37 protein-coding genes are annotated in these 26909 nt (G+C 59.6%); all 37 read right to left on the reverse strand.

Annotated elements, in window-relative coordinates:
• Nucleotides 1-8: 8 nt before the first annotated feature.
• The 37 genes from recA to QMK52_RS01320 all read right to left on the reverse strand — a co-directional run bounded on the left by recA (nt 9) and on the right by QMK52_RS01320 (nt 26907).
• Nucleotides 9-1067, reverse strand: a complete 1059-nt coding sequence (gene recA, locus QMK52_RS01140; protein WP_191949642.1) for a recombinase RecA — start codon at nt 1065-1067, stop codon at nt 9-11.
• Nucleotides 1068-1150: 83 nt separating this feature from the next.
• Entirely contained in the window at nt 1151-1651 is a 501-nt protein-coding gene (locus QMK52_RS01145) for a CinA family protein (RefSeq protein ID WP_005785452.1), read from the reverse strand.
• 81 nt (nt 1652-1732) lie between these two features.
• Nucleotides 1733-2227 carry a lysis system i-spanin subunit Rz gene (locus tag QMK52_RS01150; RefSeq protein ID WP_005785450.1) on the reverse strand — a complete coding sequence of 165 codons (495 nt, stop codon included), beginning with the start codon at nt 2225-2227 and terminating at the stop codon, nt 1733-1735.
• A complete protein-coding gene (locus QMK52_RS01155) occupies nt 2215-2766 on the reverse strand; it encodes a glycoside hydrolase family 19 protein (protein ID WP_005785448.1) in 552 nt (183 codons plus the stop codon). Before QMK52_RS01155 ends, QMK52_RS01150 begins: the two co-directional genes overlap by 13 nt.
• Nucleotides 2763-2954, reverse strand: a complete 192-nt coding sequence (locus QMK52_RS01160) for a hypothetical protein (protein ID WP_005785446.1) — start codon at nt 2952-2954, stop codon at nt 2763-2765. The genes QMK52_RS01155 and QMK52_RS01160 overlap by 4 nt, the downstream gene beginning before the upstream one ends.
• Nucleotides 2947-3300, reverse strand: a complete 354-nt coding sequence (locus tag QMK52_RS01165; protein ID WP_194440206.1) for a hypothetical protein — start codon at nt 3298-3300, stop codon at nt 2947-2949. Before QMK52_RS01165 ends, QMK52_RS01160 begins: the two co-directional genes overlap by 8 nt.
• Complete coding sequence (locus QMK52_RS01170) at nt 3297-4391, reverse strand: hypothetical protein (RefSeq protein ID WP_320403732.1); 1095 nt, start codon at nt 4389-4391, stop codon at nt 3297-3299. The genes QMK52_RS01165 and QMK52_RS01170 overlap by 4 nt, the downstream gene beginning before the upstream one ends.
• A 70-nt stretch (nt 4392-4461) precedes the next feature.
• Nucleotides 4462-4788 (reverse strand): hypothetical protein, encoded by a 327-nt coding sequence (locus tag QMK52_RS01175; protein WP_032803292.1) that lies wholly within the window; start codon nt 4786-4788, stop codon nt 4462-4464.
• A gap of 2 nt (nt 4789-4790) precedes the next feature.
• On the reverse strand, nt 4791-5822 hold the full coding sequence (locus QMK52_RS01180; RefSeq protein WP_157264119.1) for a pyocin knob domain-containing protein: 1032 nt from the start codon (nt 5820-5822) through the stop codon (nt 4791-4793).
• Between the two features lie 66 nt (nt 5823-5888).
• On the reverse strand, nt 5889-6602 hold the full coding sequence (locus tag QMK52_RS01185) for a hypothetical protein (RefSeq protein WP_248134383.1): 714 nt from the start codon (nt 6600-6602) through the stop codon (nt 5889-5891).
• Nucleotides 6599-6868: a hypothetical protein gene (locus tag QMK52_RS01190; RefSeq protein WP_146097855.1), complete on the reverse strand. Its 270-nt coding sequence runs from the start codon at nt 6866-6868 to the stop codon at nt 6599-6601. The genes QMK52_RS01185 and QMK52_RS01190 overlap by 4 nt, the downstream gene beginning before the upstream one ends.
• A 28-nt stretch (nt 6869-6896) precedes the next feature.
• A complete protein-coding gene (locus QMK52_RS01195) occupies nt 6897-10721 on the reverse strand; it encodes a phage tail protein (protein ID WP_320403733.1) in 3825 nt (1274 codons plus the stop codon).
• 59 nt (nt 10722-10780) lie between these two features.
• The gene (locus QMK52_RS01200; RefSeq protein ID WP_320403734.1) at nt 10781-11440 is read right to left on the reverse strand and encodes a tail assembly protein; all 660 of its coding nucleotides are present in this window, start codon (nt 11438-11440) and stop codon (nt 10781-10783) included.
• Nucleotides 11437-12066, reverse strand: a complete 630-nt coding sequence (locus tag QMK52_RS01205) for a tail assembly protein (protein ID WP_005785432.1) — start codon at nt 12064-12066, stop codon at nt 11437-11439. Before QMK52_RS01205 ends, QMK52_RS01200 begins: the two co-directional genes overlap by 4 nt.
• A 33-nt stretch (nt 12067-12099) precedes the next feature.
• Nucleotides 12100-12873, reverse strand: a complete 774-nt coding sequence (locus QMK52_RS01210) for a C40 family peptidase (RefSeq protein ID WP_005785430.1) — start codon at nt 12871-12873, stop codon at nt 12100-12102.
• 2 nt (nt 12874-12875) lie between these two features.
• Nucleotides 12876-13559 carry a phage minor tail protein L gene (locus QMK52_RS01215; RefSeq protein ID WP_005785428.1) on the reverse strand — a complete coding sequence of 228 codons (684 nt, stop codon included), beginning with the start codon at nt 13557-13559 and terminating at the stop codon, nt 12876-12878.
• A gap of 51 nt (nt 13560-13610) precedes the next feature.
• Entirely contained in the window at nt 13611-13949 is a 339-nt protein-coding gene (locus QMK52_RS01220) for a phage tail protein (protein ID WP_005785426.1), read from the reverse strand.
• A 28-nt stretch (nt 13950-13977) separates the two neighbouring features.
• Nucleotides 13978-15201 (reverse strand): phage tail tape measure C-terminal domain-containing protein, encoded by a 1224-nt coding sequence (locus QMK52_RS01225; RefSeq protein WP_005785423.1) that lies wholly within the window; start codon nt 15199-15201, stop codon nt 13978-13980.
• Between the two features lie 62 nt (nt 15202-15263).
• Nucleotides 15264-15518 (reverse strand): hypothetical protein, encoded by a 255-nt coding sequence (locus tag QMK52_RS01230; RefSeq protein ID WP_032803291.1) that lies wholly within the window; start codon nt 15516-15518, stop codon nt 15264-15266.
• A gap of 29 nt (nt 15519-15547) precedes the next feature.
• Entirely contained in the window at nt 15548-15898 is a 351-nt protein-coding gene (locus QMK52_RS01235; protein WP_005785418.1) for a phage tail assembly chaperone family protein, TAC, read from the reverse strand.
• An 8-nt stretch (nt 15899-15906) separates the two neighbouring features.
• Nucleotides 15907-16398, reverse strand: coding sequence for a phage tail tube protein (locus tag QMK52_RS01240; RefSeq protein ID WP_005785416.1), 492 nt, complete (start codon nt 16396-16398; stop codon nt 15907-15909).
• A gap of 92 nt (nt 16399-16490) precedes the next feature.
• Nucleotides 16491-16688 carry a hypothetical protein gene (locus QMK52_RS01245; RefSeq protein WP_228391189.1) on the reverse strand — a complete coding sequence of 66 codons (198 nt, stop codon included), beginning with the start codon at nt 16686-16688 and terminating at the stop codon, nt 16491-16493.
• A 62-nt stretch (nt 16689-16750) separates the two neighbouring features.
• Entirely contained in the window at nt 16751-17761 is a 1011-nt protein-coding gene (locus QMK52_RS01250; RefSeq protein WP_005785411.1) for a contractile injection system protein, VgrG/Pvc8 family, read from the reverse strand.
• 9 nt (nt 17762-17770) lie between these two features.
• A complete protein-coding gene (locus QMK52_RS01255) occupies nt 17771-17983 on the reverse strand; it encodes a tail protein X (RefSeq protein WP_005785409.1) in 213 nt (70 codons plus the stop codon).
• Entirely contained in the window at nt 17976-18359 is a 384-nt protein-coding gene (locus tag QMK52_RS01260; RefSeq protein WP_005785407.1) for a phage tail protein, read from the reverse strand. Before QMK52_RS01260 ends, QMK52_RS01255 begins: the two co-directional genes overlap by 8 nt.
• Nucleotides 18359-19927 carry a tail tape measure protein gene (locus tag QMK52_RS01265; RefSeq protein WP_320403735.1) on the reverse strand — a complete coding sequence of 523 codons (1569 nt, stop codon included), beginning with the start codon at nt 19925-19927 and terminating at the stop codon, nt 18359-18361. The genes QMK52_RS01260 and QMK52_RS01265 overlap by 1 nt, the downstream gene beginning before the upstream one ends.
• Nucleotides 19928-20054: 127 nt before the next feature.
• A complete protein-coding gene (locus QMK52_RS01270; protein WP_005785403.1) occupies nt 20055-20627 on the reverse strand; it encodes a phage tail assembly protein in 573 nt (190 codons plus the stop codon).
• 180 nt (nt 20628-20807) lie between these two features.
• Entirely contained in the window at nt 20808-21314 is a 507-nt protein-coding gene (locus QMK52_RS01275) for a phage major tail tube protein (RefSeq protein ID WP_005785401.1), read from the reverse strand.
• Nucleotides 21314-22480 (reverse strand): hypothetical protein, encoded by a 1167-nt coding sequence (locus tag QMK52_RS01280; RefSeq protein WP_005785399.1) that lies wholly within the window; start codon nt 22478-22480, stop codon nt 21314-21316. The genes QMK52_RS01275 and QMK52_RS01280 overlap by 1 nt, the downstream gene beginning before the upstream one ends.
• Before the next feature lie 2 nt (nt 22481-22482).
• Nucleotides 22483-22656 (reverse strand): hypothetical protein, encoded by a 174-nt coding sequence (locus tag QMK52_RS01285; RefSeq protein WP_005785398.1) that lies wholly within the window; start codon nt 22654-22656, stop codon nt 22483-22485.
• A gap of 91 nt (nt 22657-22747) precedes the next feature.
• Nucleotides 22748-22984: a tail fiber assembly protein gene (locus tag QMK52_RS01290; RefSeq protein ID WP_005785396.1), complete on the reverse strand. Its 237-nt coding sequence runs from the start codon at nt 22982-22984 to the stop codon at nt 22748-22750.
• Between the two features lie 9 nt (nt 22985-22993).
• A complete protein-coding gene (locus tag QMK52_RS01295) occupies nt 22994-23746 on the reverse strand; it encodes a hypothetical protein (RefSeq protein WP_005785395.1) in 753 nt (250 codons plus the stop codon).
• A 53-nt stretch (nt 23747-23799) separates the two neighbouring features.
• On the reverse strand, nt 23800-24330 hold the full coding sequence (locus QMK52_RS01300; protein WP_005785393.1) for a tail fiber protein: 531 nt from the start codon (nt 24328-24330) through the stop codon (nt 23800-23802).
• Complete coding sequence (locus tag QMK52_RS01305) at nt 24327-24965, reverse strand: phage tail protein I (RefSeq protein WP_005785392.1); 639 nt, start codon at nt 24963-24965, stop codon at nt 24327-24329. Before QMK52_RS01305 ends, QMK52_RS01300 begins: the two co-directional genes overlap by 4 nt.
• Nucleotides 24962-25957 (reverse strand): baseplate J/gp47 family protein, encoded by a 996-nt coding sequence (locus tag QMK52_RS01310; protein WP_005785390.1) that lies wholly within the window; start codon nt 25955-25957, stop codon nt 24962-24964. Before QMK52_RS01310 ends, QMK52_RS01305 begins: the two co-directional genes overlap by 4 nt.
• Nucleotides 25954-26286, reverse strand: a complete 333-nt coding sequence (locus tag QMK52_RS01315; protein WP_320403736.1) for a phage baseplate protein — start codon at nt 26284-26286, stop codon at nt 25954-25956. Before QMK52_RS01315 ends, QMK52_RS01310 begins: the two co-directional genes overlap by 4 nt.
• Before the next feature lie 9 nt (nt 26287-26295).
• Nucleotides 26296-26907 carry a phage baseplate assembly protein V gene (locus QMK52_RS01320; RefSeq protein ID WP_320403737.1) on the reverse strand — a complete coding sequence of 204 codons (612 nt, stop codon included), beginning with the start codon at nt 26905-26907 and terminating at the stop codon, nt 26296-26298.
• Nucleotides 26908-26909 lie beyond the last annotated feature (2 nt).

Here is a 26909-nt window from a genome sequence, read left to right on the forward strand (position 1 = left end):
CGTTTGCTTCAGATGTCAGTGTCGACTTCTTCCATCTCGTCAACCGGCTCGCGGTTAGCGGCAGCTTTCACGTCCGGCGCCGGGGTCAACAGCTTGTCGCGAATCTGCTTCTCAAGCGTGGCGGCGATATCCGGGTTGTCCGCCAGGAACTTGGCCGAGTTGGCCTTGCCCTGACCGATCTTGCTGCCGTTATAGGCATACCAGGCACCGGACTTCTCGACGAAACCGTGCAGTACACCCAGGTCGATCATCTCGCCGTTCAGGTAAATACCCTTACCGTAGAGGATCTGGAACTCGGCCTGACGGAATGGCGGGGCCACTTTGTTCTTCACAACCTTGACGCGAGTTTCGCTACCGACAACCTCGTCACCTTCCTTCACCGCGCCAGTACGGCGGATATCCAGACGGACCGAAGCGTAGAACTTCAGCGCGTTACCACCGGTGGTGGTTTCCGGGCTGCCGAACATCACGCCGATCTTCATGCGGATCTGGTTGATGAAGATCACCAGGCAGTTGGCGTTTTTGATGTTACCGGTGATTTTACGCAGCGCCTGGGACATCAGGCGGGCTTGCAGGCCCACGTGCATGTCACCCATTTCGCCTTCGATTTCAGCCTTGGGTACCAGGGCAGCCACGGAGTCGACCACGATCACGTCGATGGCGTTGGAGCGCACCAGCATGTCGGTGATTTCCAGGGCTTGCTCGCCGGTGTCCGGCTGGGAAACCAGCAGGTCATCGACGTTGACGCCCAGCTTGCCGGCGTACTCAGGATCCAGGGCGTGCTCGGCGTCGACGAACGCGCAGGTGGCGCCCATCTTTTGTGCCTGGGCAATCACCGACAGGGTCAGGGTGGTCTTACCGGAAGATTCAGGACCGTAGATTTCAACGATACGGCCTTTTGGCAGGCCGCCAATGCCGAGCGCGATGTCCAGACCCAGAGAGCCAGTGGAAATAGCCGGGATCGCCTGACGGTCGTGATCGCCCATACGCATTACGGCACCCTTGCCGAATTGACGTTCGATCTGACCCAGGGCCGCAGCCAAGGCTTTCTTCTTGTTGTCGTCCATTAAAGTCCTCACGTAATCAATAAGGCCTGACGGCCAACACCTGTATAAGTAGACAGTATTGTTCCACAAAGATCGGTGATCGCCTACCCCTGTTTCTCGATTTCTGCTGCAGCTCGTCGCAACAAGCCCTCCAGTGCGGCTTTTACCGTTTGTCGGCGCACCTCGTCGCGGTTGCCGGGGAAGTGCGCAAGCTCGGCTGTCACCTCGTCGCCCACTGCAAAGGCCAACCAAACGGTGCCCACCGGCTTGTCTGGCGAGCCGCCATCGGGGCCGGCCACACCGCTGACCGCCACGGCAAATCGCGCCAGGCTTTTTTCCTGCGCGCCGCGGGCCATCGCCTCCACCACTTCCTGGCTGACGGCGCCTACTTTGGAGAAGAGTTTTTCCGGCACGTTCAACTGCCGGGTCTTCTGCCGGTTGGAATAGGTGACATAGCCCGCCTCGAACCAGGCCGAACTGCCCGGGATCCGCGTGATGGCCTCGGCAATGCCGCCGCCGGTACAGGACTCGGCAGTGGTGACGTGGGCACTGAGCACCTGCAAACGGCGACCCAGTTCAGCAGCCAGTTGAGTGATTTCCTTCACGGTCGTCTCCAGGAGTGGGCGGGGGTTCGCCTACCCTACAGGAGCCTATCGGCCATGCAAGATACAGAGTGCATCAAGAGGCTAACGCGCGACGGCCTGCACATAGGCCTGGCAAGCGCGCAAGGCGATCAGGGCGCTGTCGCCGTCGTCGGTGATGCGGATAATTCGCTGAGCATGCGCCGGGTCAAGTCGGGCTCGCGGGGCTGCATGAACCATGCTGCCGGCGGCGGAGGTGGCAGGCACTGTGCAGCCAGTGGCGGCGCTGTCGAGAAGGACTGACAGCCGCACATCAGCAGTGGCCAGGCGATCGCGCAGAGCCGCTTGGTTGCGTTGGGCATCGTTCAATTCCTGAATGTGTTGGTGGTCGCTAGTCGAGAGCTGTTGTTCAAGGGCCAGGCGTTTGGTCTGTTCGGCCTGTTGCTGGCGAAGGATTGCCTGGCTTTGTTGGCTGAGCGCTTGCGCGTGGACCACCGATTGCAGCTCCAACTGCGCCCTGTATCGCCACGCCTGTACCTGCCAGACCAACGCCATGAGCAGACACACACCAATCAAGCGAAACACACCTAGGAAACGCATAGCACCGCCTTCGCCCGGGCCCACAACTGCAAACGGTCGTCCAGACCGTTGAGGCCGCCGTTGATACGCCGGGTGATGGTGGTGAACTGGTCTTTGTCGGCGAGCTCGTTGAGGCCGTTGCTTTGCCAGAACCAGGCGGCGGATTCGCAGGCCCATTGCGGCTGCTCAAGCAACTGCGGTTGTCGCAGCAGGCGATCGTCACCGAACAGCGCTTGGCTGCACGCAAGGTAATTACGGCGGCCGGTTATCTGGATCAACCCTCTGCCACGATACTTTTGTCCATCTGCGTCCGCTTCGGGAGTGTTACCCAGGCGCGCCGCCAAGACGCCGGTGTCGTATTTGCTCAGGTATTGATCACTGCCCAGCTCGCGCACGTAGTGCAGTTCACCGGACTCGTGACCGATTTGAGCGAGGAAGGCTGCGGCGCGTTGGGGAGTGCTGATTTGCCGATTCAGCATTGCCAAGTTGAGTGAGGATATGAAAACGCCCGCTAGAGAGCGGGCGCGTGGGAAGACTTGCTGAAGTTGCGTGAGCGTCATGGGATGACCTTGCCACGAGCTACCGCCCTGGCCGCCAGAATCTCTGCGGGTACGGGCGTGTTCTCTTCAAGGAACCGCAAACTGTACCAGTCGGTAGACGCCAGATAAGCGAGGGCCTCACGCGAGTCCGCCTGTGCCTGGAGGTCTTGGGGCGTCTGGTTTTGTTCAAGCTTCGACAAATCAAACATCGCTCAAGCCCTCCGCGGGTTTGGCTAAGTGAGTGGGCAGATCAATCGGCTCGACCGGAAAGGGAACCGGCCCCGCCGATACCTGGAGCCTGCCGTTCTGCCACATGTAAGCTGGCGCATCCGCGTTGACGGCCAGCTTCAAGGTCAATTCGATCTCGCCATTACGACGGCTGACGGGCCCTGCGAACAATTCATGCCCGATGGCGGACATCGGCAGGGTCATCCCGTCAGGGATCAGCGAAAGGTCAATCCTCTGGTCATTCAGGATCAATATTTCACCTTCGACAAAGGCTGTCGTGGGAGTCGCGGTGCCAAGAGGCCGAAAAGGAACATGGTGAATAATCATGCGTGCCATCTCCCGACTGCCGTCACTGTCACGATATTGTTCAGCGTCCGGTCAGACATAAAAAAGTAGGAACCACTATTGCCGTAGCACCTGGCCGACATGTCCCAGTCAATCGACGGGTAAATGTTGGGGAACACCGCCACAGGCGTATCCGCGAAAGCCGCCAGCCATGCAACGTTGCGCGTGACACCAGCGGTGTAGCCGGTGAAGCGCTGCTGACAGATTTGCAAACCGCCGGCAAAGCGGAAGTACCAATTATCAAGCGAACCACCGCGCTCGATGAGCCCCGAATTAATCGGCAGGGCACCCGAAGGGCCAGCGTTGAGTACCCCGGAAATCGCGTTGCCGTTATGAAGAATGCTGCGCCAGTTGGGCGCAGCCGCGCCTGGGTTGACACTGAACTGGCGGAAGTGAATACCGTCCCCCGATACCGCCATCGACAACTGCGCACGCCATTGCGGGTCATGGCCCCACGCCTGGGACAGCACACTGATCGCACCAAAGCCCGGCACACCGTCGGGGTGCAGGTAGTAGCTGTACAGGCCGGTATTGGCTTTGTTGGGCGAAGCGGTTTGCGCCGCCGATAGTCCCATCAATTCTCCCGGCGTCGCGCCTGGCGCAGTCCCCAGAGCGAAAACCGAGGTATTGATTTCGGCGCGCCACGGCGTCCACTGGCCATCAGCCCGTCGACCACGGGTGAAAACCGACTCATCCAGCATGGCTTTCGCGGTTTGCCAGATATAGCCACCCGAGTTGGCAATCTGCAGGATCTGCACATAAGGATTGGGGAGGTTGGCGCCCCCATTACCAAACTGAAACAACCCACTGACACGCGGCAGTTCGTTGGCATCGTCGGTGGGCTGTTTCGAAATGGGCTCGGCACCCCAGCCCGCATGACCCATCATTGACACCCGCCCTGGGGTGAAGTCGTCGCTGCCGCTCACCACGTTTTGAGTGGCTGCAGTGCCCAACTGAGCCTGGCGGGCGAACAGCTCCTGGGTCATTGCGTTGATCTTGATACTGGCGCTGCGCGGTGTGTCACCGCCGACGCCAGTGGGTGCCGCACCAATATTGATTTCCTGTCGTGCCATGTGGACTCTCCATAGTCATTTCAATAAAAAGCCCGCACAAAGGCGGGCACCGGAAACGCCAGTCAACTATTCAAAAAACTGGCACGACCACCGGAGCCGAATCAGCGATTTCACAATGCAAAGAGACGGCCCCCACCAACTCGTAGGGTTGCCCATCTTTTTGCAATTTAACGGTCATGATTTTTCGGGAGTACGTGACAACTGCCGAAACCTCTTTCTCACCCACTCCCATGCTGTAGCCCCACCCACTTCCTTCAGGCGCCAGCGGGATAAGGCCCAACGTACCGCGCACTTCATAGACACCTTGAGCCTTTCGCTTCGAGGTGACTTTCTGATTGCTGAACGGAACAACCGTACAAGTCCCCTCAGCCCCGCGTAGTTCAATGACTGCTCTCATTTTCAAATCGCCTTTATCGAGCCATCGGCCTGCTTTGCGCAGTTGGCCGTGTTCAGAGTGGTGATGACATTCAGCGCGCCCATGTTCATGCCGGCGGTAGGCGGTGCGATGTCCGCCTCCGTGATCCAGTTCGATGCAAAGGCTGCAGGCACTTCAAGGGTGCCGGTCTGAATTGAGTACATCGCAAACCGGGGCAGGTAGACCACTCCGGGAAAACCGATGTAAATGGACATCAGGCCGGTCTCTGGACGGCGGTATACGCTGACTTTCAACGATGCACCGCTTTGCACGCTGCCGATGGCCGGGGATGCCGCATTCAACAGCGCAACGCCGGAATTGAACGAGCCTTGGTAGTAGTACCAAGAAAGGTCGAGCGTAAATGGCGACGTGTAGCCGTTTATGCAGCCCACACACCGAATCAACGGTGACTCGCTCTCGGTGTAGGGCATGGTGGTGTGGATGGTCAGCGAGGAAACCAGAGAACCACTGGCCCTCCCCGCCTCCGTGGTGTTTTGCCCAAGCAGGCGCTCACCATCGGCCTGGAAGGCACGCGACTTGAGACCCAGCCGTTGCTGGGTGGAAGCCAGGCCCGGGCCGTCGGTGAGGACTTTTTGCCAGGGTTGCCAAACACCCACAACCTCCACACGAACCCACCTCGAAGCGTCGTTGACGACGAAGTACTCTTGCATGGTATAGCCGGCGCCGGCCTCATTGACGGTCAACCAACCGTTTTGGCCTGTGGGGGTATGCAAGCCGGATATTGAATAATAGGTGCCCGCTTTGCGCACACCATCAAGGTCTGCTTCCGGGAGGGGATTGTAGGCACCCACGCCGAAGTCGCCCACGCGAACGACTCGGCCTGGAGTATGGTCATCGGCGCTTGTCGTCAATATGCCGGAAGCCGCCGAGCCAAGTGCATCCATCCGGCTATATAGCTCTTGAGTCATTGCGTTGATTTTAAAGTTAGCGCTACGCGGAGTATCACCCCCTACGCCGCTGGGGCGCGTACCGAGATCAATTTCTTGTCGTGACATCCTTCACCTCCAAATTGAAAATCCATTTCAAGCTCAGCAATATCCTTATCTTGTTATCTCTCGTAGTTATATCCCGCTTACGTCTACTACGAGGTAGCTGTAGGCTTCAGCTCGATAATTAAACTCTTTCACCTGATGCTGCTTGGTATAACCAAAATAATAATAATATTTGACCTTGAAATTTATTTTACCTGGGCCGTGAGTGAAGAAGTTGGTGCTCGCATACTCGTTAATCCTAAAGTTCCCACCGCCACCTGTAAATTGCGTGGTGCGCCAACTTCGCCCACATCGGCCTCCAAACACAACCGCATATTTCTTGCCTGCTTCATAATTATGATCGCCGACCACCGCCTCAAAATTATCCGTTCCGACCAATACGTCTCTTACAATTAACTGAGGCGTCGTCGCGTCATACACCAACTCGCCATGGTCATTGAATATCTGCATGCCAAAGGCACCTCCCGCAGACACGCCCGGCCGGAAACGATATACATCCAAGTTGACGATCGTTGAACCATCCGTGACGTAACGCTGGATGTAACCGCCGCCACTGCGCGATACATTCGCCAGGCACACTGAGTGAGCTTCATTCTGGGCGCGTACAGCCACAATTTCCTCGGCATCCGGTATCCAGACATCCAAGTACTGCCCCCACGCCGGGTTACTGCTGGTGGCAGTACTCACCTGAGTTGTCTTACTCACAAAACCGTAGGTTTTAAAGTTTTGATCAAGGAGGACACTACGGTCATCGTTTAAAACTTGAAAGCCAATAGCCATCATGAAATACCGTACGTAATAAGCCCTGGATTGACAGAGGCACTCCACATCAAGGTGTTCTGCGAAATACGGCATTGGGGCCCATCAGTAACATTGATGCCGGCCTCAAGTGTGACCATATACCAAGGACGACCTTGGGCAAATGCATCGACCACCAACGAACCTGCTCCCGTGCCGCTGCTTATTCTGCCAATGACCCGGGCAAGCCGAGTATTTACATCGACCAGCACTCCGCCCTGTGCATTGAACGCTTGAAATCCTGCTGCCATAGCCTCTCTCCTGTTGATGGGTTGGTGATTAACCCCAGATCCCGAATCGAACACGCAATACCTGGTTAGCATCAAACACTTGAACCAATTGATTGCTGATGGTCATCCGGCCACCGCCCCCTACCCCGTTAAGTTCCAACCCCCCCGCCTTGTCAAGCTTCCAACCACGGACACCCGGCTGATAATCATTGGACTGAATAACCTGACCAATTTTGGCGTTCGTGATCGTGCCGTTCTGAATGAATGCACTATCGATAAACGTCTCAGTCCCCCTGACTGCGAAGGGCGTTGTCGGCTTACCCGGGGTATTTTCGTTATAAATCGCAAACTGATCCGCTGAAATCAGAAACTGACTTTGCAACCCACCTGAACCATTCTCGATGCCCAACCCAATACCGGCGAACTTATAACCACCACCCGCAGCAACTTGCATCCGCACTGACCAATTCGCCGCCAACTTCCCATTGGTATCCGCAATCGCCGAGGCATTGGTCTGGATACTCACTGACTGTTGGTTAACTTTGGTCTGTACCGTTTCAATGCTTTGGGCCAGCGTTTTATCCGCAGTGGCCAAGGTCGTCAGTCGCGTATCGATCGATGCCGAGTTGTTATTGACCTTTGCATCCAGCTGCGTAACCCGCTGGCCAAGGGCTTCATCTCGGGAGGCAGAAGCGCTGTCTACGTTGGTGATACTGGCCTGGTTCTGACTGACCCTTGCATCCAGCCGCGTAACCCGCTGGGCAAGGGCTTCATCCCGGGAAGCAGAAGCGCTGTCTACGGTGGTAATACTGGCTCGGTTCTGATTGACCCTCACCTCCAACGCATCCGTCTTCATCGCTTGGGCAATATCACCCTCGGCAATCGCCGACATCACCGACCAAGTGCCAGCCATGGAAACGTCATCGCCCGCGAATGAGGTTTGCTCGTCACCTGCCATCTTCGGGTTGACCTGGGCATACACCCCGTCGGTTTTCTGGGCAGTACTGGTGACCTTGCCGTCCACCGTCTCAATCGCCGTTTTGTTCTGCTGGATCTGCAACGCCAGTGCATTGCTGGTTTGCACCAGGGAGCCAATGTCCAGCCAATAAGCCGCGTTAGGCGGTGGGCTGTTAGCCGGTACTGCCTGGATAGCCTGGTAAAGATGACTCTCCTGGCGTACAAACTCGCCACTGGCATATGCCCTGGCCGCGTCGTACAGCAACGCATCCGTGACTTGATCAACCAGTGCTTGCAGTTCTTTACGGGTATTGTCCAATCGGTCGTTGACCGAACCCGAGCCAGATCCATCAATCAACTCGATACGGTCGAGCAAGTGCTTGCCCAGTTCCGTCTCGCTGATTTGCCCTGCGATCAGATCCAGAATCGGCGACGCATCCGAACTCGCTTGCCCGTTGACGCCCGACCCGCTTGGAAACCACGGCCCGATATTGCCCGTGCGATCCACCAACCGTGCCCAGAAAAACAACGACGTCCCCGCCGCCAGCCCCATCATGGTCAAATCGGTCTGCGGATAGGCGTAATCCCCCAGCTTGGTTGCCATCGCCAAATCAGCGGTTTTCCCGTACCAGATCTCCGTGCGCTGCAAATCCGCTGTGCTCACCCCCTGCGGAATCTGCCATTTGACCTTGATCGCAAACACCAACGACTCCGTCGTCAGCGCTGCCACGGTCGGCGGCAGTGTGGTCTTGCCGTTAAGGACGGTCTCCACGGACTCGCTATATAGGGAGCCGATATCCAGCGCGTTGATCGCCCGTACCTTGGCCACATAACGCCCGGCATAAATGCCGGACACCTCGATAGAACTGCCGCCCGTGCGGCCAGCGTAGACCCACTCACCGTCGTTCTTGCGCCAGTAAGCCTCATAGGCGATGGCATTGGCCGCCCGCTGCCACTCGATGGTCATGACATTGACCGCACTGCCTTGCTCGACGAAATGGTCATTGCTGACCGTCACGCCGGTAGGTGCTGCTTGCACGCTCGGCGGGATCACGGTGATCGGCGGGCTGTCGATTTTGGCGCCGTTGTCGATGGCGGCAAATTTGCTCGGTACGTGCTTGACCGCGCTGAGGCTGTATTTGATTTCGTCATCCGAAAAGTCTTCGGATATCGACAGTACGCGAAACTGTTGCAAAGCCAGGGTCGCCGAATCGATAGCCCAGATCGATTGGGCCGGCGGGAGTTCGTCGAGCCTGGTTTGCAGCACTACCAACTGCTCATCCGCACCTGCGGCGCTGACGGACTTGACCGCCCGGGACACCGCCTTGCCGTTGGGCATTACCAGGGTGATGGTGTCGCCGGCAGTGGCGGTGACTTCGGCATCCAGGGTCAGGCTGTCGAGTGTGGCAGCACGCAGGCGCCCGCCAATGCGGCGGCCGGCGCGGTCGTTGTCGGCCACGCGGATGATCTGGCCGGGCCGCGCCAGGGTGCCGTCCAGGCCGACCGAGAAGGTCACGCTTTCGGTTTCCAGGCGGTTGGTCAGCAACGCCCATTTGCCGATGCGCTGGGCTTGCGCCTGGGAGGTACAACCGGTGGCACTGATTTCGGTTTGCTGGATGCCATAGCGCGCGATGCCTTCGGCGTCGTCGACGTACTGCACCTTCTGGCGATAGAAATCCGTCGGGTCATTCCAACTGACCAGGGCGACGGTGTAGCGGGTCTTTTTCGCCGAGCCGCCGTAGATGAATTGGCCGCCGATGACGTTGGCGTTGGAGTAGGTGTAGACCGGGTCTTCCGGCATGTCCGCCACCGCCATCACCGAACCCGCGCCCCAATAGGACATGCCACGGAAGGTGGTCGCCAGGTCTTGCAGCACCTTCAAGGCGTCGGCCCGCACCGACAGGTACAGGTTGCAGGTGAAGCGCGGTTCGGTGCCGCCCTTGCCGTCGGACACCGGCTGGTCGCAGTACTGGCCGATGCGGTACAGCTCCCATTTGTCCACTTGGCCAGCGTTGAGCAGGTGGCCCAGGCCATAGCGTTGGTGCAACAGCAGATCGTAGTAAATCCATGCCGGATTGTCGGTCCAGGCGGATTTGAACGTGCCGTCCCACACACCACTGTATACGCGGGTTTGCGGGTCGTAGTTACTCGGCACCTTGATGATTCGCCCACGCAGTTCGAAAGAGCGCGAGGGGATCGACTGGAATTGCGCGGCATCGAATTGCAGACCGATCAACGCCGAGCCCGGGTAGCGCAGCTTGGCATCAATCACCTCGGTGGAAGACTCCACGGTGGTGGTATCGGCAATCGCGCCACTGGTGGAGTTCGGTGTGATCCGCCGCACGCGCAGGGCCCAACCCACTTTGGCAGGGGGCAAGTCAACGCGGTGGGAACGTTCGTACTTGGTGGTGGTTTTACCGCTGAACGCGGCGGCCAGCACCTCTGTAAACGCACCGCCGTCGGTAGACAGGTCAATGGCGTACTGCACGGTATAACCGTTGGTGTCGCCGTTGCTGGTGTTGGTCTGCGACAGCCGCGTGACCGCCAGGCGTATCCGCACTGCCGACAATTGCAGGTTGGAGTAGGACTTGGTCCAGGGCTGATCGCTGCGCAGCTCGATGGACACCGGGCTTTCGTTTTCCACTGCCGGGAAGCCGGGGATATGTGACTGGTCCTGGCTGCCATTGCGGGTGTCGAGGGTCACGCCACTGAAGTTGAGGCTGCCATCGGCGTTGGCCAGCGGGGTCTCGTCGAGAAACACCGAGCGCTTATCGTTTTTCAAACCGACAATCTCGCCTTCGCTGACGAGATCGAGGATACGGGCATAGGCCGTACTTTGCAGGCTGTCTGGCGCCTCCACGGAGGGACGGGGCTTGGACGCGCCGCCTTTGCTGCCAGCGAGAGTGAGGTCAGTCATGGCTTTCCTTCAGGCGAAATAAAGCCCGCACGCGGCGGGCTGGTTGAAGAGCAGGAACGTTAGAGTTGATCCTGGGTGTAGATCCCGGCGCTGATCACGGAGCTGCCGACGATCAGTTGGCCGTAAAGCAGGCCGACCGGGTTGCCCTGGGCACTGGTGTTGACCGGGCCGTTGAAGCTGTAGCTGGCGCGGTTGTTGGGGCCATCTTGCGCCGCCAGGCCCTTGGGTACGGGTGACAACATTTGCATTACCCCGCCCATTACCATGGAGGCGCCCATCATGATCAGACTCGAACCAAACGGTGCGCCGGCACCAAAGGTGCCGCCCGTGATAATCGCGCCAACGACGATCAGCACCGCACCGACAATGGTCTGCAGGGCACCTGCGCGCTTGCTGCCGATCAGCATCGGCGCCAGGCGGATGTCATCATCGCCGACAGGGGCACTGAGGCGCTCCTGGGCAATGTTTTGCTTGCCCATGAACACCGAATAGGTCAGCCCGTTGTCTTTGGATTCCATCAGGAAACGTTCAAAGCCAGGCAGGAGGATGCTCAGGGCCCGGATGGCTTCTGAAACGCTACTGACCGCCAATCGATGTACTCTGCCAAAGCGCGCACCCAGCACGCCGTACAGGCGAACCGTGCGCACCTTTTCAGTGGCGGCTTGTTGTATGGCTGGCACGCACGTTGGGGAATAGGGAGTCACCGCAATCTTCCTCATAGTTGGTCCTGTGCATAAATGCCTGCGCTGATTACCGCGCTGCCTACCGTCAACTGACCATAAAGCAGACCCACCGGGCTGCCTTGAATGCTGGTATTGACCGGCCCATTAAAGCTGTAACTCGCACGGTTTTCCGGACGGTCCATGGTGCCCAGGCCTTTGGCCATGGGTGACATCAACTGCGCGACGCCACCCATGGCCATGGAAATCCCCATGCTCGCGGCGAAGGTCCAACCGGTGGTGGATGAAGCACCGATCAAGGCAGAGGAACTGCCCGAGGCCAGACCGCCAGAGAAGTACGACGCAGCCACAATCAGCGCCACACCAATAATGGTTTGCATCGACCCTGCGCGCTTGCTGCCCATCAGCACCGGTGCGATACGGATATCCGCAGCGCCTGGAGGTGCCTTGAGGCGATCCTGGCCAATGTTGTCGCGGCCCAGGAAAATCGAATACGTCACGCCCCGGTCCTTGGACTCCATCAAGAAACGCTCGAACCCCGGCACCAGAATGCACAGCGCATGGATCGCTTCCGAAGCATTGCTCACCGCCAGCCGATGCACACGCCCGAAGCTCGCGCCCAGGCTGCCGTAGAGGCGCACCGTCCTGACTTTTTCATGATGCATGGCATCCTCCAGGCGAATGATCCGCCGATGTGGTTAGTGTTTGGCCCGCAGGCCATGTCGCCAATAGCTGACCGTCACCTCGCCCCAATAGCCACCGTAGGTATCGCGCTTGCTGTCGCGACCATACAGGTGGTGCAGGATGGAACCTGGGGCCGGGTAATGCTCGGGTTCGCTTTGCAGCACGCCGTCGGCCAGGTAGATCGCGGCATGGTTGGGCACTGGCGACCGGATCTGCATCAGCACGATATCGCCCTGTTGCAGTTGGCTGACCTGCACGAAACCGGCGGCCGGCAGGTTGTCCAGGTAGAGGTTGCCGCCCTTGTCCCACCAACCGTCTTCACGCTGATAGTCGCCAAGCTCGATGCCCAGCTCGCGCCGGTAGTAGTCGAGGATGATGCTCAGGCAGTCATGCACGCCGTGGGCGAAGGCACGACCGATCAGGGGCGCCTGGTAGCCGTTTGGCGTGCAACTGGCCCATTCACCGGTACGCACCTGTCCGTCGTCGTCGGTGCGTACTTCAACAATGTGCCAGGGCAACCCGGAGGCTTCGCACGCCACGCGGTCTGCTTCACTGGGTGTCGCCGGACAATCCGGATGGCTGTGCACCACCGCGAGAATCTCGCCCCGCTCTTCGGCGCCAGCGTAGTCCTCGGGCGCCAGACGAAAATGTTCGCTGGGCGTGCTCGCCGTATTTCGACACGGCACATACACACGCTTGCGCCCTTCACGAATCAGCAGGCCGCAGCACTCATGGGGATACGCGGCCACGGCGTGCCGGGCAATCGCCGCCAGGTTGGTCTTGTTCATGCTCAGCTCCGCAACAGTCCGGCTGCCGGGAATGAGCCGTAGGGCAGTGGGTTGTTTTCGCCGAAACGCAGCTTGCAGCTGGTCAGCCGCCCACCACATTTATCCTTGGCCGCGTCGGTGACAATCACGTCATTGGCATCCGCCACCGGGCCGCCGTTGTAGCCGCAATAGGGGCCGCGATAACCGCCGCAGCTGAGCCACCAACATACGTTGGCAACGATCTGTCGACGGGGCAGTTGCACGCCGTTGAAGTCCAGCGCGCTGGCCAGTTCGAACTTCACCGTCTCACTGCTTTCGGCAACCTTGCGCTCGACGTACCAGATGTCTGGCGGCAGTTCCTCTTCCGGGTCAGCTTCGGGCTGGCCGTCGAGGTACTTGGCCAAAGTCCGATGGCGGATCAGGCGCGCGCCTACCAGGTCTTCGAAATACAGCACCAGCGCCGTGATGAAACCGCCGACGTTGCCTACGGCCAGTGTCGGCGTCGGTTGGGTGCCCTGCCCCGACATTTCGAAGCCCTCGGCCTGGATCGGCCAGGGTGAATATTCGTGGCCCTGCCAGAAGATCGATGACTCCTGGGGGTAACCGTGAAATCGGTACAACTCGGCACCCAGGTGGGTGGCATCGAGCTCGAAAAGCTCCACCCAGGCCCCGGGCTCCAGGGTCTGGATATCTGCAGTGATGGACATATGATTCTCCGGGCAAAGAAAACCCCGCACTACGGCGGGGTGGAGGCGGCGCTAGGGGTGGAAGGCTTGCTCGAACGTTGCCGTCAGGGAGTAGAGCCCGGCGCCCATGGGCGTTGGCTGGTAACCCTTGCAGCGATACAACGCAGGCGCTGCCAGTGGTGCGGTCCAGTTGAACGCCTTGGCGCCGGCATGGCGATCAAGGAAAGCAACGATCGCTTTGATGCGCGCTTCGTCACCCACGAACGTCAGTGGCCAGGACTGGGTCTTGTTGTTGATCCCGTCCGCTGCCGTTTGCTGGTAGCCATCGCCGAATTTGGCCGTCTTAAGACGAAACTCGACGCTGCCGACGGGCTCCACCTTGGGCACCCATGTGAAAGTTTCTGTGCTCATGTTTTCTCCAGGCGTAAGCCGTTGGTGGTCAGCGGCCGTTGATGGCCGACCAGATTTGCCCGCCCGGCTTGAGGTCGCGGGCGATCTGCTCGGCGGCGCCCTGACGGGCAGAGCCGGCGTAGGCGCGGGCAACGTTCTGGGCGTTGGTGTCGGTGCCTGAGCCCTGGCCGTCGGCAACGTTGATGGTTTGCTGGATCACCACCTGGTTGCTGCTGGTGCTGCCTGACTGACCGCCGCCCAGTGCGCGCACACCGAGGGAGCCGTCGGAGCCACGGCTCAGAGGCATGATGGCTTCGGGGCCGGCTTCGCCGAAGAGGGCCATGGGGGCCAGGGTTGGGCCTGAGGCGACGGAATTGGTGAAGGTGCCGCCGTTGGCGAAGGCTTGAACACCGTAGTTCCAGGCGCTCCCTTTCGCGTTGTAATGAATACCCGCCGTGTTGAGCTGGGGGTTAAAGGTGTAGCTGTTAGCACCGACACTGGTGGTTGTCGGAGCGGGCGTGCTGCTGCCCAACCAGGCGCCCACTGCCGAACTGGCCAGCCCGAACAACGAACTCAGCGCACTGGATGCCGCGGTCTTCGCCGCCATCGTGGCCATGTCCTTGAGAACCGAGGTAGCAAAATCTGAGAAGTTGAATTTCCCCGTGGTCGCGAACGTCAGAACAGCCTGGTCCATCTTTTCGAAAGCACTGCTAAACACTGCCTTCGACTGCTCGGCCGCCGTGCCTGCCTTGGTCGAATACTCTTCGAATGCGCTGCTCGCCCCCTGGCGCCAGTCATCAAGCAACTGCGTCATTTCGGCGAAGTTGCTCTTTACCTGCCGGGTCTTTGCGTCGTCCAGAAATGCCATCGCCGCGTCGTCACCCGAAGGCGTCGGTACAGCCTCTGCGTACGGCCCACCCACTGGAAACTTCAGCCCCGCCCGCTCGGTGTAACTGGACTGCGCATCCAGCGCGCCAACAAAATCATTCTGCGCACCCTGACTCTGCTTGAGCACTTGCACCAGTTGCGCATTTTTCTGGATAAATTTTTCCGCCGCATCCGTGGCCGGGTCATAGGCCCTTTGAAAGCCCTTGAACTGACCGGACGTGACCTGTAGCGCAGCTGCAGCAGAGGCGCTGACCTTTTTACTGGCGTCCTCGATCTTCTGCTGCATCTCGCGCATGCTGTTTTCGGTAATCCGCGACGCCTTCGCCAGGGCCTGCTCCAGGCTGCCGAGGTTGAGCGTCAGATTACCCTGGGAAGCAGTTGCCATAGGTTTCTCCGGGTCATGGATAAAACCCGTCGAAACGGGTTTCAAGGAAAGTGGCGTCGTCCTTAACGCCACTCGTTCATCGCACGTTCAAGCGACACACCCCGGCGCAGCTCGTGGGGCATGAAGTCAATCATCTCGGCCGTGCCGCCGCCCAGCCGGTGGGTCTGCAGCGCCACCAACGCGCTGCCCGCCTCCAGCCGCCTACCGGCGTGCAGGGAGCCATATCGGTCGATATAGCGTCCCCAGGCCAGGGCTTCGTGGTAGGTCATGCGTTCCTTGGCTTCGGCGATCGTGCGGCCGCCCACTCCGTTCAGCACCAGTTCGTGCCAGAACTCATCGGCGGCCGTCAGCTCTTTGCGCCACCACCCTGGGTGCCATTGACCTCATTGACTGCATTGAGGATCACAAACCCCAATGACGGCTCAAGACCGAACGCATCGTCGTAACTCAGGGCTTCATCACCCTCGGCCCCCAATGACACTGAGGCGGCGAGGTAGCTGGCGTTGCGGCTCTGTGCCGACTCGCCCTGGCTGAACAGACGTTCGATCACACCGAACGACTGGCGACGGATGTGCACCGTGAATGTGTCAGTCACTTGCTTGCCGGTTTTGCTGTCCAGGTGCGTCCAGCTGATGTCTTTCTTCACCGGCTGGGCATCGACGATGCCGCCCTTGGCTTTCAGTTGTTTGAGGTTCATGGCGTCTCTCAGACTTTCTTGATCCAGGCGCTGGCGCCGGTGCGTTGGATGGTGACGGTGGTGGTCACGACTGCGTTCAGTGCGAAGTTGAACGGGAAGTCCGAGACGTAGCCGTCGAATGTGAACCAGGTGCGGGTTGCCGGCAGCTCAAAGCCATCGCCCTTGGCGTTGACGGTTGGCAGCACGTCCTTGCCGTCGGACCAGCCCACCGCCCACTTCACGCCGGTATCGCCCTTGGCCTCGGAGAGCTGGTGCAGGCGGATATGGCTGGCGTTGGTCGGGTCGGCGTTCAGGCCCAGGCTCGCCGTGCCAGGGGTACGCAAACCTTTCTTGTAGCTGCGCTCTTCGGCATTGAGGCTGGTGTCTTCAATCTGCTCGGCCGGGGCACCGCCCGGTTCGAACGAAGTGGCGTGCTCGACTTCCAGCACGGTGTAGGGCCCGGTGCCGGAGACCGGCGGGACGAGGGCAAAAATCTGGGTACCTTGGGTAAGAATCGACATCGAATGTTCTCCATGAACAATAAAAAACCCGCGAAGGCGGGCTGTGGGGTGCAACGGCTGTGTTGCTGCGTGCAAGGCAGGTCGAGACGGGATCAGGGGGCCGGTTTGCCATCCAGATAAGGCGGCGCATTCGGGTCCGGCTCTCGGCTCTTGATCAGGTCGACCAACGCCTGGTTGCTCTGGGCCAACAGTCGAATGGCCGCGTTGAGCGCCACCTGGCCATCGGTCTGGGTTTGCAGGGCGGCGATCAAGCGGTTGATCGCGGCCAATTCTTCGTCGTTCATAGGCATCTTGGTTCCTGTATCGCTTCAGGTCGGTAATGGGGAGCTTCAACGGCGCGCAGTAGTGACGATCAAGACGCCAGTCCACTGGCCATGATCGAGCTGCGATATCCCGTCGCCGGGTCGCCAACGTGGGTCACTTGAGTAATCGACCAGCGCCCCTGCATATACGAAGGCCAGGTTTCATCCAGCACCAGCAAGCCTTCGGCAGCGAGCAAAGGGTTACCGGGGCAATCGATCTGCAGCTTCAAACCTTCACGGCCCACCCGGCGCAGTTCGCCTTCGGCCACGGCGCGGGCTTCGGCTTCGTTCTGGCAGCGCTGGCGCAAGGTCTTGAACGGGGCAATCCCGACCTGGACCATGCGCTGCTTGCCAGCCCCGGAATCCCACCAGCTGACGCGGCTGCCCATGTACTTGGAGCGCGATTTTTCGTCGAGCTTGGCGGTGATAAAGGCCTGGTCTCCCGGGCGGTTGTCGTGTGTCACAGACAGCTTCACTTCGGGCAGCAACTGGCCGGTAAGGGACTTGGCCTGCCCCGCTTCGGCCAGCACGTAAAGCTCGTTAAACGGCTTGGTGACCGCGTTGTAACGCTTGGCCAGGCGGGTGATGAAGGCCATGTCGCTTTCGTTGGACTGGTCGATGTGCGCAATCGCAATGCCGTCCAGTGTCGGTGCCACTCGCGGTGAAAAACCATGGCGGCTGACCACTTGGCGAAACAATGCCCCCAAGGTAGTCGGCCCATGGCTGGCGGAGCGGCGCTGGCGATAGCCGCTTTTATCCGCCTCGCTGAAGGGCGCGGCGGTCGCCACGATCATCAGGCGCATCGGAAACAACACTGGGGTGCGTTGGGTGACAACAAACTCGCCTTTTTCCACCAAGCCGGTTTCCTGGTAACCGACGCGCAGGCCAATCTTGCCACTGAGGCTGGGCAAGCCCTCCAACCCTTCTATATTAAGGGTCAGTTCCAGGCGGTCAGTCTGGATACCCGCGGCGTCGGTGTGGCTCCAGTGCATCAGGCGTTGATTGAGCAGCGCCGCGTTGGCGCCGTAGAACTCTACGATCGGGGTAAATCCCTGTGCCATGCAGCCTCCTTAATCCCAGGCCAGAACGGGCCGTACAGCAGCCGGCCGGGCTTGCATCTCAGGCACGACCACCCATACGCCTGCCGGCAGTACCGGGCCGTATTCAGCCAGTTCAGGGTTCAAGCGCCAGAGGGTTTCTTCCGCCGCGTCATCGCAACGCCCCAGTTCGCGGTAGAGCAGCAGGTTGACCGAATCACCGGCAATACTTCGCACTCTACGCATTGACGTACTCCTCCAGCTCAAGGGTCCAGGTCATGACCATGGCAGTGCCGTCATCGATCACATTGCTTTGGGCTTCCACCACCGAATTGATCCGCCACAGGCCCCAGTTACGGCCGATACCGTCGACCAGCGGCAACGGCGCCCGCGCATTTTGCAGCGCGCGCAATTCGTCCAGGCGCTGCATGCCAACGGCGTACATGGCCGTGCCGCTGAAGGTGAGTTTTTCCAGCTTCTGGCCGCTCTGACGCGACTGCGGCTTGCTGGCAATAATCGCCAGGTCACTCCAGCCGCCGTCGCTGTTGCGGGCCAGTGTGGAATAGGCGAACCCTCGGGATAACCCAAAAATAAAGTCGCCCAGCACCATTTGTTGTCGCATCAATCACCTCCTGAAGGATCGGCCAGTGCCGCGTTGCGCCGGATGCCCAGGGAATCGGTGACCATCGGCACGCATTGAAATTGCAGGGCCTGGATCACCTGATTGACCACTTGCTGGGCGTCCGCCGGATTAACGCCGGTGATCTGGATGCTCGGTGAGAGCGTGACCTGGACGTTGTCCGTTCGCGCGCTGTTGAGCTCTTTACTCAGCGCGTTCGGCGCAGGTAGACGATCGCCTGAACCGAACAACTTGTCCCCAAGCCAGCTGCCGGCTTCGCTGCCGAGCAAGCCACCGATGGCGCCACCGACTGCGGTGCCAATGCCAGGGAAAACCAGCGTGCCGAGCGCGGCGCCGGCGGATGCTCCCGCCCAGGCGCCGCCAGCAGTGCTAAGGCCAGCACCGACGGCCTTGGCGTCGCCATTGCGTACGCCCTGGATCACATCCACGGCGGTGTCGACATACTTCAGCGGGCCAAGGCGGCGTACGGCGGACGATTCAAGCTTTGCGAGCGTCCCCGACAGTCCAGGGGCCAAACCCTTGGGCCCACCCTGTGCTGCGACTCGGTCTGCCGAAGCGGCTGCGTAAGAGGTCAATGAGTTGCCGGAAATACTGCGTGTAGTCTCGCTCACCCGTTTGCTGTCGAACGCTAGCTGCGGCTGGCCCATGATATTGACTGGCGGCGCAGCAGGGGCTGGCGTGACAGTAGGCTGCGATTTGAGATCCGTCCGCCTTCTGACCTCTGGGATTTTGACCTCGCGCGATTTTATTTGACGGGCCTTGTTACGCTTGCCGCGCGGCCTCCTGGGATTATCTTTGGGGCGTGCCTTCTCTTCTTTCCTGGCGGTCTCACCGACACTCTCTGGCAACTGTGCGGCAGCGCTATCAAGCGGGCCGCGAATCTGCGCAGGCAGTGCTCCCGTGCAGCAACAGTCCTTGCCTTTTTCAGCGCCCTTGCCGTTATCGTCCTTGAGCCACTTGGCACCCTTCGGATACCTGGCAGCCACCGCATCAATCGCCTTGCCTGAAAGACGGTCTTTGGCTTTATCCCACAAACCGGTGAACACTTCCTTGCCGACGAACTTGACGGCATCCGTGGCCAGTTCAACACTTTTTTCCCCCCAGGACGGGGTAGCAGACGCAGGCTTGTCCTGCTTGCTTTCTGCGACTCCCGCGCGGACCTCTGCCGTCTTGGTTGCCAGCGAATTGGCGCTAATGAACAGCGTGCTGGTGAGCGTTTCCAGCGATTCGCGCAACCGAATTTGCTCTTGGGCCAGAGCGTTGATGTCCACACTGACGGTGATCAGCGCCGAGGTCAGCTCCGGCAGTGGTTGCGGCTGGGGTTGGAGTTGCGGTTGCGGTTGCGGTTGCGGTTGCGGCTGCGGCTGCGGCTGCGGCTGCGGCTGCGGCTGCGGCAACAATAACGGCGCCGACTGTGGTACCGATTCAAGGCTGACAGGCGCGGCGAGGTCTGCGGAAAACGGCGCCAGCACATTGCCCAGGTCCGCATCGCCAAGCAGCCAACGCTTGTCCTCCTGGACGAGCCTGGTCCCAAATTGAGTTTCTTGCATCCCGCTTACTCCTGTTTAACGCCAAGGCGAGTGATCGCAATGTCGTAGCGGCGCAATGCTTTTCCGGCGTCCCAGTCGAGGATCTCCGCCTCATTGACCGAGTAGATCAGCGGCACCACATCGAGGATTACTTCGATGTCGCGCTGCGAAAGAAGTCCGCCGGTTGATTTAAAAAATCGTCGATACGCTCCTGCAGTTCCGTCCAGTCGGGCACGGTCAAACCGGCCAGGTCAGGGATCATCAGGCCGGTGCAATGGGCGGTGATGAATTCGGCGCGCTCTTTGTTGGTGGCGAGTTTTTTCATCACCTTGGTGGCGCGCAGGGCAGGCATTTCCAGCGGCAGTTCGGTCAGGGTTCGGCCGGCTGCATTTAGGGGCAATAGCAACTGGACGGGTTGGTCCTGGGGTGTCACTTCATCCGCATTCAGGAAGAACGACGTCGGGCGCGTCGACATCTCGTGTACGTACTGGGCAATGCTCACGTAATCAGGGCGCTTGAGCTGGTCGAGTTCTTTTTCCGACAGGCCAGTGGCGAGTTTCGCCAGTTCGAAAAACTGATCGTCCTCGTCATCACCGGCCCGGGCCAGCGCGTCTTTTTGCGCGGCGTAGAACAACGGTTTTAGCTGAACCTGCTGGATCGTCGCGCCGGTGTCGGCGGTGATCGGAGCCAGCAGGATATGCAACGGTGGCATCCAGGCCATGGGGCAATTCCTTGTAGAGCGGTATTGAAAAGCACGGGAATCCCAATCTGAGCGCGGTCTCTGTGGGAGCTGGCTTGCCTGCGATAGCATCAACTCGGTGCTCCAGACGCACCGAGTCGCCTGCATCGCGGGCAAGCCCGGCTCCCACATTGACCGTGCCCGCTTCGATTGCAGTTATCCTTACGGCATCAGCACGGCGCGGCGCGCATCGCCCAGAATGTCGACGCCGTTGAGCACGAACTTCTGGGTGCGCACGTCGATGTCGATCACCGAAACGCCATTTTCCAGACGGTTGTAGGTGCGGCAGGACAGTTCCAATGTAGTGGTAGCCTTGTCGCCCATTTTCAGCTTCGCCTCCTCCAGGGATTTGAGCTTGCCGCCGACGGTGTGGTAGGTGAAGTAGGTCTTGCCGTCCTGGTCCTGGCCGGCTTCACGCACGTTCAGCAGGATGTCGTCGCCCATGCGCACGCCCAGGGCCAGCATGATTTCCGGACCGGCACCTTGCAGCACCAGCTTGGCATTGAGCACCTTGCCGCTCTTGGCCATTTCCTCGGCGATAAAGCGACCGCCGGACATGGGCTCCATGTCGAACTCGATCTTTGGCGGGGTGAACTCTTCCACGGTTGCGGACAACGGCAGGCCTTGAAGGGTGGCCGCAATGGCCTGTCTGACTCGGTTTGTAAACATTAGAGAACATCCTCCAGGAACTGCTCGATGATTTCATCGCGGGCGTTGAGTTGATAAACCATGTGTTCGTTAGGCGCGTAGCGGCCGTAGTCGATAACGATGAACCAGGTGCCGTTCTTGTACTTCTCGACGCTGTTCAGTTCCGGGTGCAGGTACACGCTGCCGCCGGGGATGGTTTCGTCGGCCACCAGGGTTTGCAGCCAGTCGTTGATGCGCTTGACCTCCTGGTCCATGAAGGACTTGGTGAGGTTCTTGGCCATGGCTTTCTGGCCGGCCTTGACCAGCTTGCGGCTGATGGCATCTTCCAGGCCGACGTAGCTGATGAACTTGCCGGTGATGGAGCGGTTACCCAGCAATGAAAAACCGCCGAGGATGGTGCGGGCGTAGTAGCTCACGCCATGGCGGTTGAGCAGGTCGCCTTCGGTGGAGGTGTCGAGGATGTTGTACTCGACCACGCGGGAAACGTCCTCAGCGAAGGTCACCTGGTTGCCCGGGCTTTCCCACTGTTTGACCTTGGCCAGTGCGGCGATGGCCAACGAGGATGGCGACAGGAACACGTTTTTCTTCGCAGCCTTGGAGTACACCGAAGGCATGTTGTGCACCAGCAGGCAACGGTCGAAACCGAGGTCGGCACCGCCCAGCTCGCCGCTGTAGGTCACTTGATCGGCCACCGAAGCGTCCTTGCCATCCAGTACCACACGCGCCTTGATGCGCTTGCCGAAAGAGGCAAACTCACCGGCCACGGCCTTGGTGCCGGTAAAGCCTGGGGCGCCGATGATGGTCAGGTCTTCAGGCACGCTGCTCAGGGCAGCCAGGCCCAGCTTGCGGCCGGTGACCGGGTCATTGCCACCGATCACATTGTTGATCGTATCGGCCGGGGTGGCGCCTTCTTCGACGATGACCACATAGACCGGCACCTTGACCACTTTGAGGATCTGATACACCGCCTGGAACAAGGTGCCCGACTCGGTGCCCGTAGGGTCCAGCAGCGCCTGGGTGGTGAAGCTGTTGATACGAAACGGGGCGTTTTTCGGGATCGATACGTGGGCATTCGGCGCAGTGCCGACCAGGCCAATCACGTTATCGCCAAGGCCACCCATGGCCTCGGGAGATTCGGTGGCATTCACAGTGATGCCGTTGTGCTCGAAGTTCAAAACCTCAGCCATGATTATTCAGCCTTCTTGGGGGTGGAGTTGAGGACGCTGGACAGTTCCAGGCGGCCAGCGGTGCGCAAGGCGGATGCTTCGACGTCCAGCAGTTCCAGTTCTTCGCCGGCGATGGACCAATGGCCGTTACCGATGGGGAATGGGATGAGGACGGTGTAGGTTTGGCGGGTGGGCATGGGTGAAAAATCTCCGGGTGGAAAATGCAAAAGCCCCTGTTGAGGAGGGGCTTTGGAGGAGGCGAAAAAAAACCGCTTTCGCGGTTATCAGTTATTTCAGGAAATCTGGTTTGGATGGCCAGAGCACTGCATCAGGGTTTTCTCCCTGATCTGGAATATCACGCAGTTTTTGACGATACTCAGCGAACAAGAGCTTATGGGTGTCGAGCATCGGATAGTCTGGCATTGCTGCATAATCACTCGCCGACAAGTCTTGATCCCTTGCCTTACGAATCATTTCCCACTTGATAATCGGATGAAGTTCAGCAGGTATAAATAGTGGTTTCATATTCTCTCCTCAGCCTAGGGCCAACATCGTTCCCCAATCACCTGGGTTGGTTACAACGCCTGTGCATGCCCCTGCGAGCATCACCTCAACAACGCCAGTTGACGAGGTGCGCATCGGGTGCAGATGGTAATAAGTTCCAAACAACTCTGTAGGAGAAATAACACTGGAGCACCAGCGCCATTTGCCTTTTTCAACGCCATTACTCCATGCTCCAGACACGTTACCCTCCAAAAGACGTACGAAGGCACCAACGGTAAGGTAGGAGTTCTGCGGTACTGCACCAGAGCCATTCGCGAGCGCCATATCGACAGTGTAAGGGAACGCGAGCCAAGGACTAGCGTCTGACACCGACCACTTCATTTGCCACAGATGTACCAACGTGCGCCAATAGTCGCTGGCCCTGATTTCAAAATTTGGATATTGCTCACGCACATCTGCCTGCACCTGAAGCAAGAAATCCACATCAGCTTGCGGGCGTCCGGCCGCTTGAGAGGCAGTGGTGATAGTTCGCAGCTTAGTCGGCGTCACTTCAGCGTGAATCCCCCAATTTTCAATCAGTGTTCCATCGGCATTCGGGGACAAATTGAAGTTCTTGGTGACCGCCAATCTTGGGAGTCTATTTTTCAACTCCGACAATTGAGCGTCGTACGCCTGGCGGGCATCGACTATCGCCTTGTCAATTTCTCCGACTTTTCCGGTAATGACGTTAGTCAAGTTATTTGCCGCGCTTACAACGGCAGCAAGTTGCTGTTCGGTACTCAAATGAATGCTCCTAAACGCCTGGATAGCGTCATGTAAAATAAATTGAAAACGCTCTATTTTCTTTCGACTTCCATCACTCGAAATAGAACCCCTACACCGCGTGCCATATTGTCTATGCTCGCAGCTGATAAGGCCGCAATTTCATCAGTCAATAGCACATTCAAATTGTCGCTACCCACCACAATCGTCACGCTATCCGTCGGCAACGGCGAAACATCCAACGTAAACTTCTGCAGCACCCGAGCCGCCGCCGCCTTATACGTCAGCAACTTCCCCGCCACGGAATACACCGCCAGCAAAGTCCCGCTTGCGAGGTAAAAACCGAACTCGCCAATCTCATATTCGCCGTCGCCATCAAACAGCGCGGCCATCCTGAGTTGGCGCTCGCCCAGGTCTTCGTAATCGACGATGGCCACCCGTTGTCGCTCGTCACGCAAGGCCACTTCTGTGCCGTCGGGGTTGTAGCGGCCGGTGCCGGCGCCGATGTGGGTGATTTCGCCTTTGAGGCCCTGGTTCTTTGCCTGCAGCACTTCATCCAAACCTTTGGAAGTGAAGCGCACCAGGCGCGTGATTTCATCTGTCATGGCTGCGCCCTGAGGTCGTAGTCGTTAATGGTGTAGTGCTGGGCAACCCCGGCACTGTTAAGCCGAGCAACCAGCGCCCATTCCGGCAACGCGCCGTTTAGATAAAACTCGCCGTCGCTTAAAGGGGCGTCGAGCACTTGCGTGAACGCAAGCTGACCTTCGGTTTCATGCACGATGGTGATCGTCGCCTGATCGCGCTCACTCTTGGCCGCATTGATACGCCGGATCAGCCGGTTGTGATCACCGCTGGACCAACTGCGCCCGATGATCGCCTGTACGTCGAAGGTGTAAGGCACACCCAAGGGACGCTGCTGATACCAGGCGCTGATGTTGGGAGTGAAGCCCAATGACTCCACCGCATGACTCAGCGCCTTGGGCGTACCAGCCTGGCGCTGGATCTGCCAGGACAAGGCCACGGTCAGGCGCTTTTCGGCCTCGCTGGCCTCGGCATCCCATTCGCTGACGCCGCGGTCGGCGGCCAGGTACGGGAGGAATTCGCTGGGGGTTTGAAGTGGGTTCATCAGCGCTGGAAACGGCGGCGTGACGCGCTCAAGCAATGTGCCGAAGCCCAGGTCCAGGGCCTTTTCCAGCGGTGAACTGTTGGCCGGCAACAGACTCGCGTTGGGTTCACTCATAGCGTGCGCACCTCCACCTCGACACCCGTGCAATACGGGGCCTGGAACGCGGTGCTGACAATCGGCGCCAGCGGTTCCAGGATCTGCAGTTGCGCAGCACCCGCGCTATGAATGGCGTAGTCGATCCAGCTGGGGTCGACCCGCCCTTCCAGGCGATGGCAGGACTCTGCGTAGTCTTGCAGCAGCTTCTGCGCCGCCACTTGGGTCAGCCCCGAGTCCGGGCCAGCGTTGATCTTGGCCACCACGCGAATTTTGTAGGGTTGAATCTGTGCGCCTTGGACGCTGACAAGATCGGTTTCGGGCCTTACATCCGGCCGTGCGAAATGTCGACGCACACCGTCAAGCAAGTCCGCAGACGGCGTGCCGTCGCCCTCGCGGGAAAGCACAGTGACCATGACTTCACCCGGTGCGGTGCGTCGGGCGTTGCCGTCCTTGACCTGGGCTGCATAACCATCTGGATCGAAGGTGTAGGTGACCGTCACCACACCCGGCGTCGCGCTTTGCACTTTCACCGCCGGGCGCTCGCCAAGGGTGAACACTTCGCGGCGATACTGCATCCGCGAGCCCGCTGCCGGGGCGTGGGGGGCCAGGTAGTAACGCAGGCGAGCGTCGTCGTCGCTTTCCAGGGTGGGCGGCACGGGCGGGAACGCCGCCGAGTCGCCAGGGTCGAGCACTTGGCGCTCCAGGCCCATATCGGCCAGGCGCGCATCCAGGTTGCTGCCGGTGGCCCACCACGCCAGCATCTGCTTGATGCGGGCGTTGTATTTACGCTCGTGGGTTTGCAGACGCACGCAAAACGCTTCCAGGGCCAGGGTCAGCAGTTCGCTTTCGTTGTCGAGGCTGGCCCTGAGTTTGGCCGCACTTTGCGGCGCGCGGGTGGCGACGTAGTCGATGACAAACGTCTTGAACTCGGCCAGCAACGGTTCGAACTCATCCACCTTGATGATGGTCGGTTCCGCCAGTTGGTTCTGGCCGGGGATCAACATGCTCATGTCACGACCTCGAAGGATTGTTGGCGGTTTTTCCAGGTGCCGGCAAACCGCAGCAACAGGCCGGCGCCTTGGCGAGTGGCGACGATGACCTGGGGGTCAAAATCGCTGATGCCGTTATGGGTGTTGTAGAACGCCTGGGCGGCATGGCTCTGGGCGAGAATCAGCAGGTCGTCGCCGAGGTTTTGCCCGAGCAACTGCGGGATCAGCGAGCCATACAACGGACGCTTTTGCCGGGTGCCCACGGGGGTGGTCAGCGCTCGGGTGGCGCGCTGCACAAATTGCAGCCAGTCATCGACGGCTGCGCCGATGTTCCTCTCGATTCCGAGCATGGGATGTCCTTATCGGGGGCTGATGACGCGTCCTTGATGGTCCACTACCGGGCCGCTGAAGTGAGCTCCGCCAGCATCCAGCAACAGACTGGTGCCGCCAATTTGCAAGGTGATGCTCTGGGCATTCATGGTCAGGCTGGCGGCGCCGACTTTAATGTCGACCTGTTCACGGGAGCCGCTGACGGTGGTTGGGCCGTTGACCCAGTTGAAGGTATGGCTGGCGTCGTCGTAGTCGCTTTGGGTGCCGTCGTGATGGCGACGCCGGGTCAGCGTCGCAACGCTGGAGACCGGCGGAAAGCGATCACTGTGGAGGCCGAACAGCGCCACTGACTGCACGCCGCCCTCCCCGCCACCGTAGTTAAGCAACAGGCATTGCTCGCCCACCGTTGGAATGCGGGTTTCCGTTTGCGCACCGGCGCTGGGGTTGAAAAAGCGGATCGCCGGGGTCAGCAAATCACCGTGGCTGACCTTGCAGGTGTTGCTGGCCGCGTCGACCTGCTGGCAAATGCCAATCCGGCAGAAGCTTTCAGCGCGGCGGTAAAGGTCTTCGAGTTGGGTCTCCATCTCTGCCAGGCGTTCGACGATCGGTCCCAATTGCATGCGTAACAGCGCGTCGAACATGG

Origin of the sequence: Pseudomonas sp. P9_2, assembly GCF_034008255.1 — a bacterium.
GTDB classification, from domain to species: Bacteria; Pseudomonadota; Gammaproteobacteria; order Pseudomonadales; family Pseudomonadaceae; genus Aquipseudomonas; species Aquipseudomonas synxantha_A.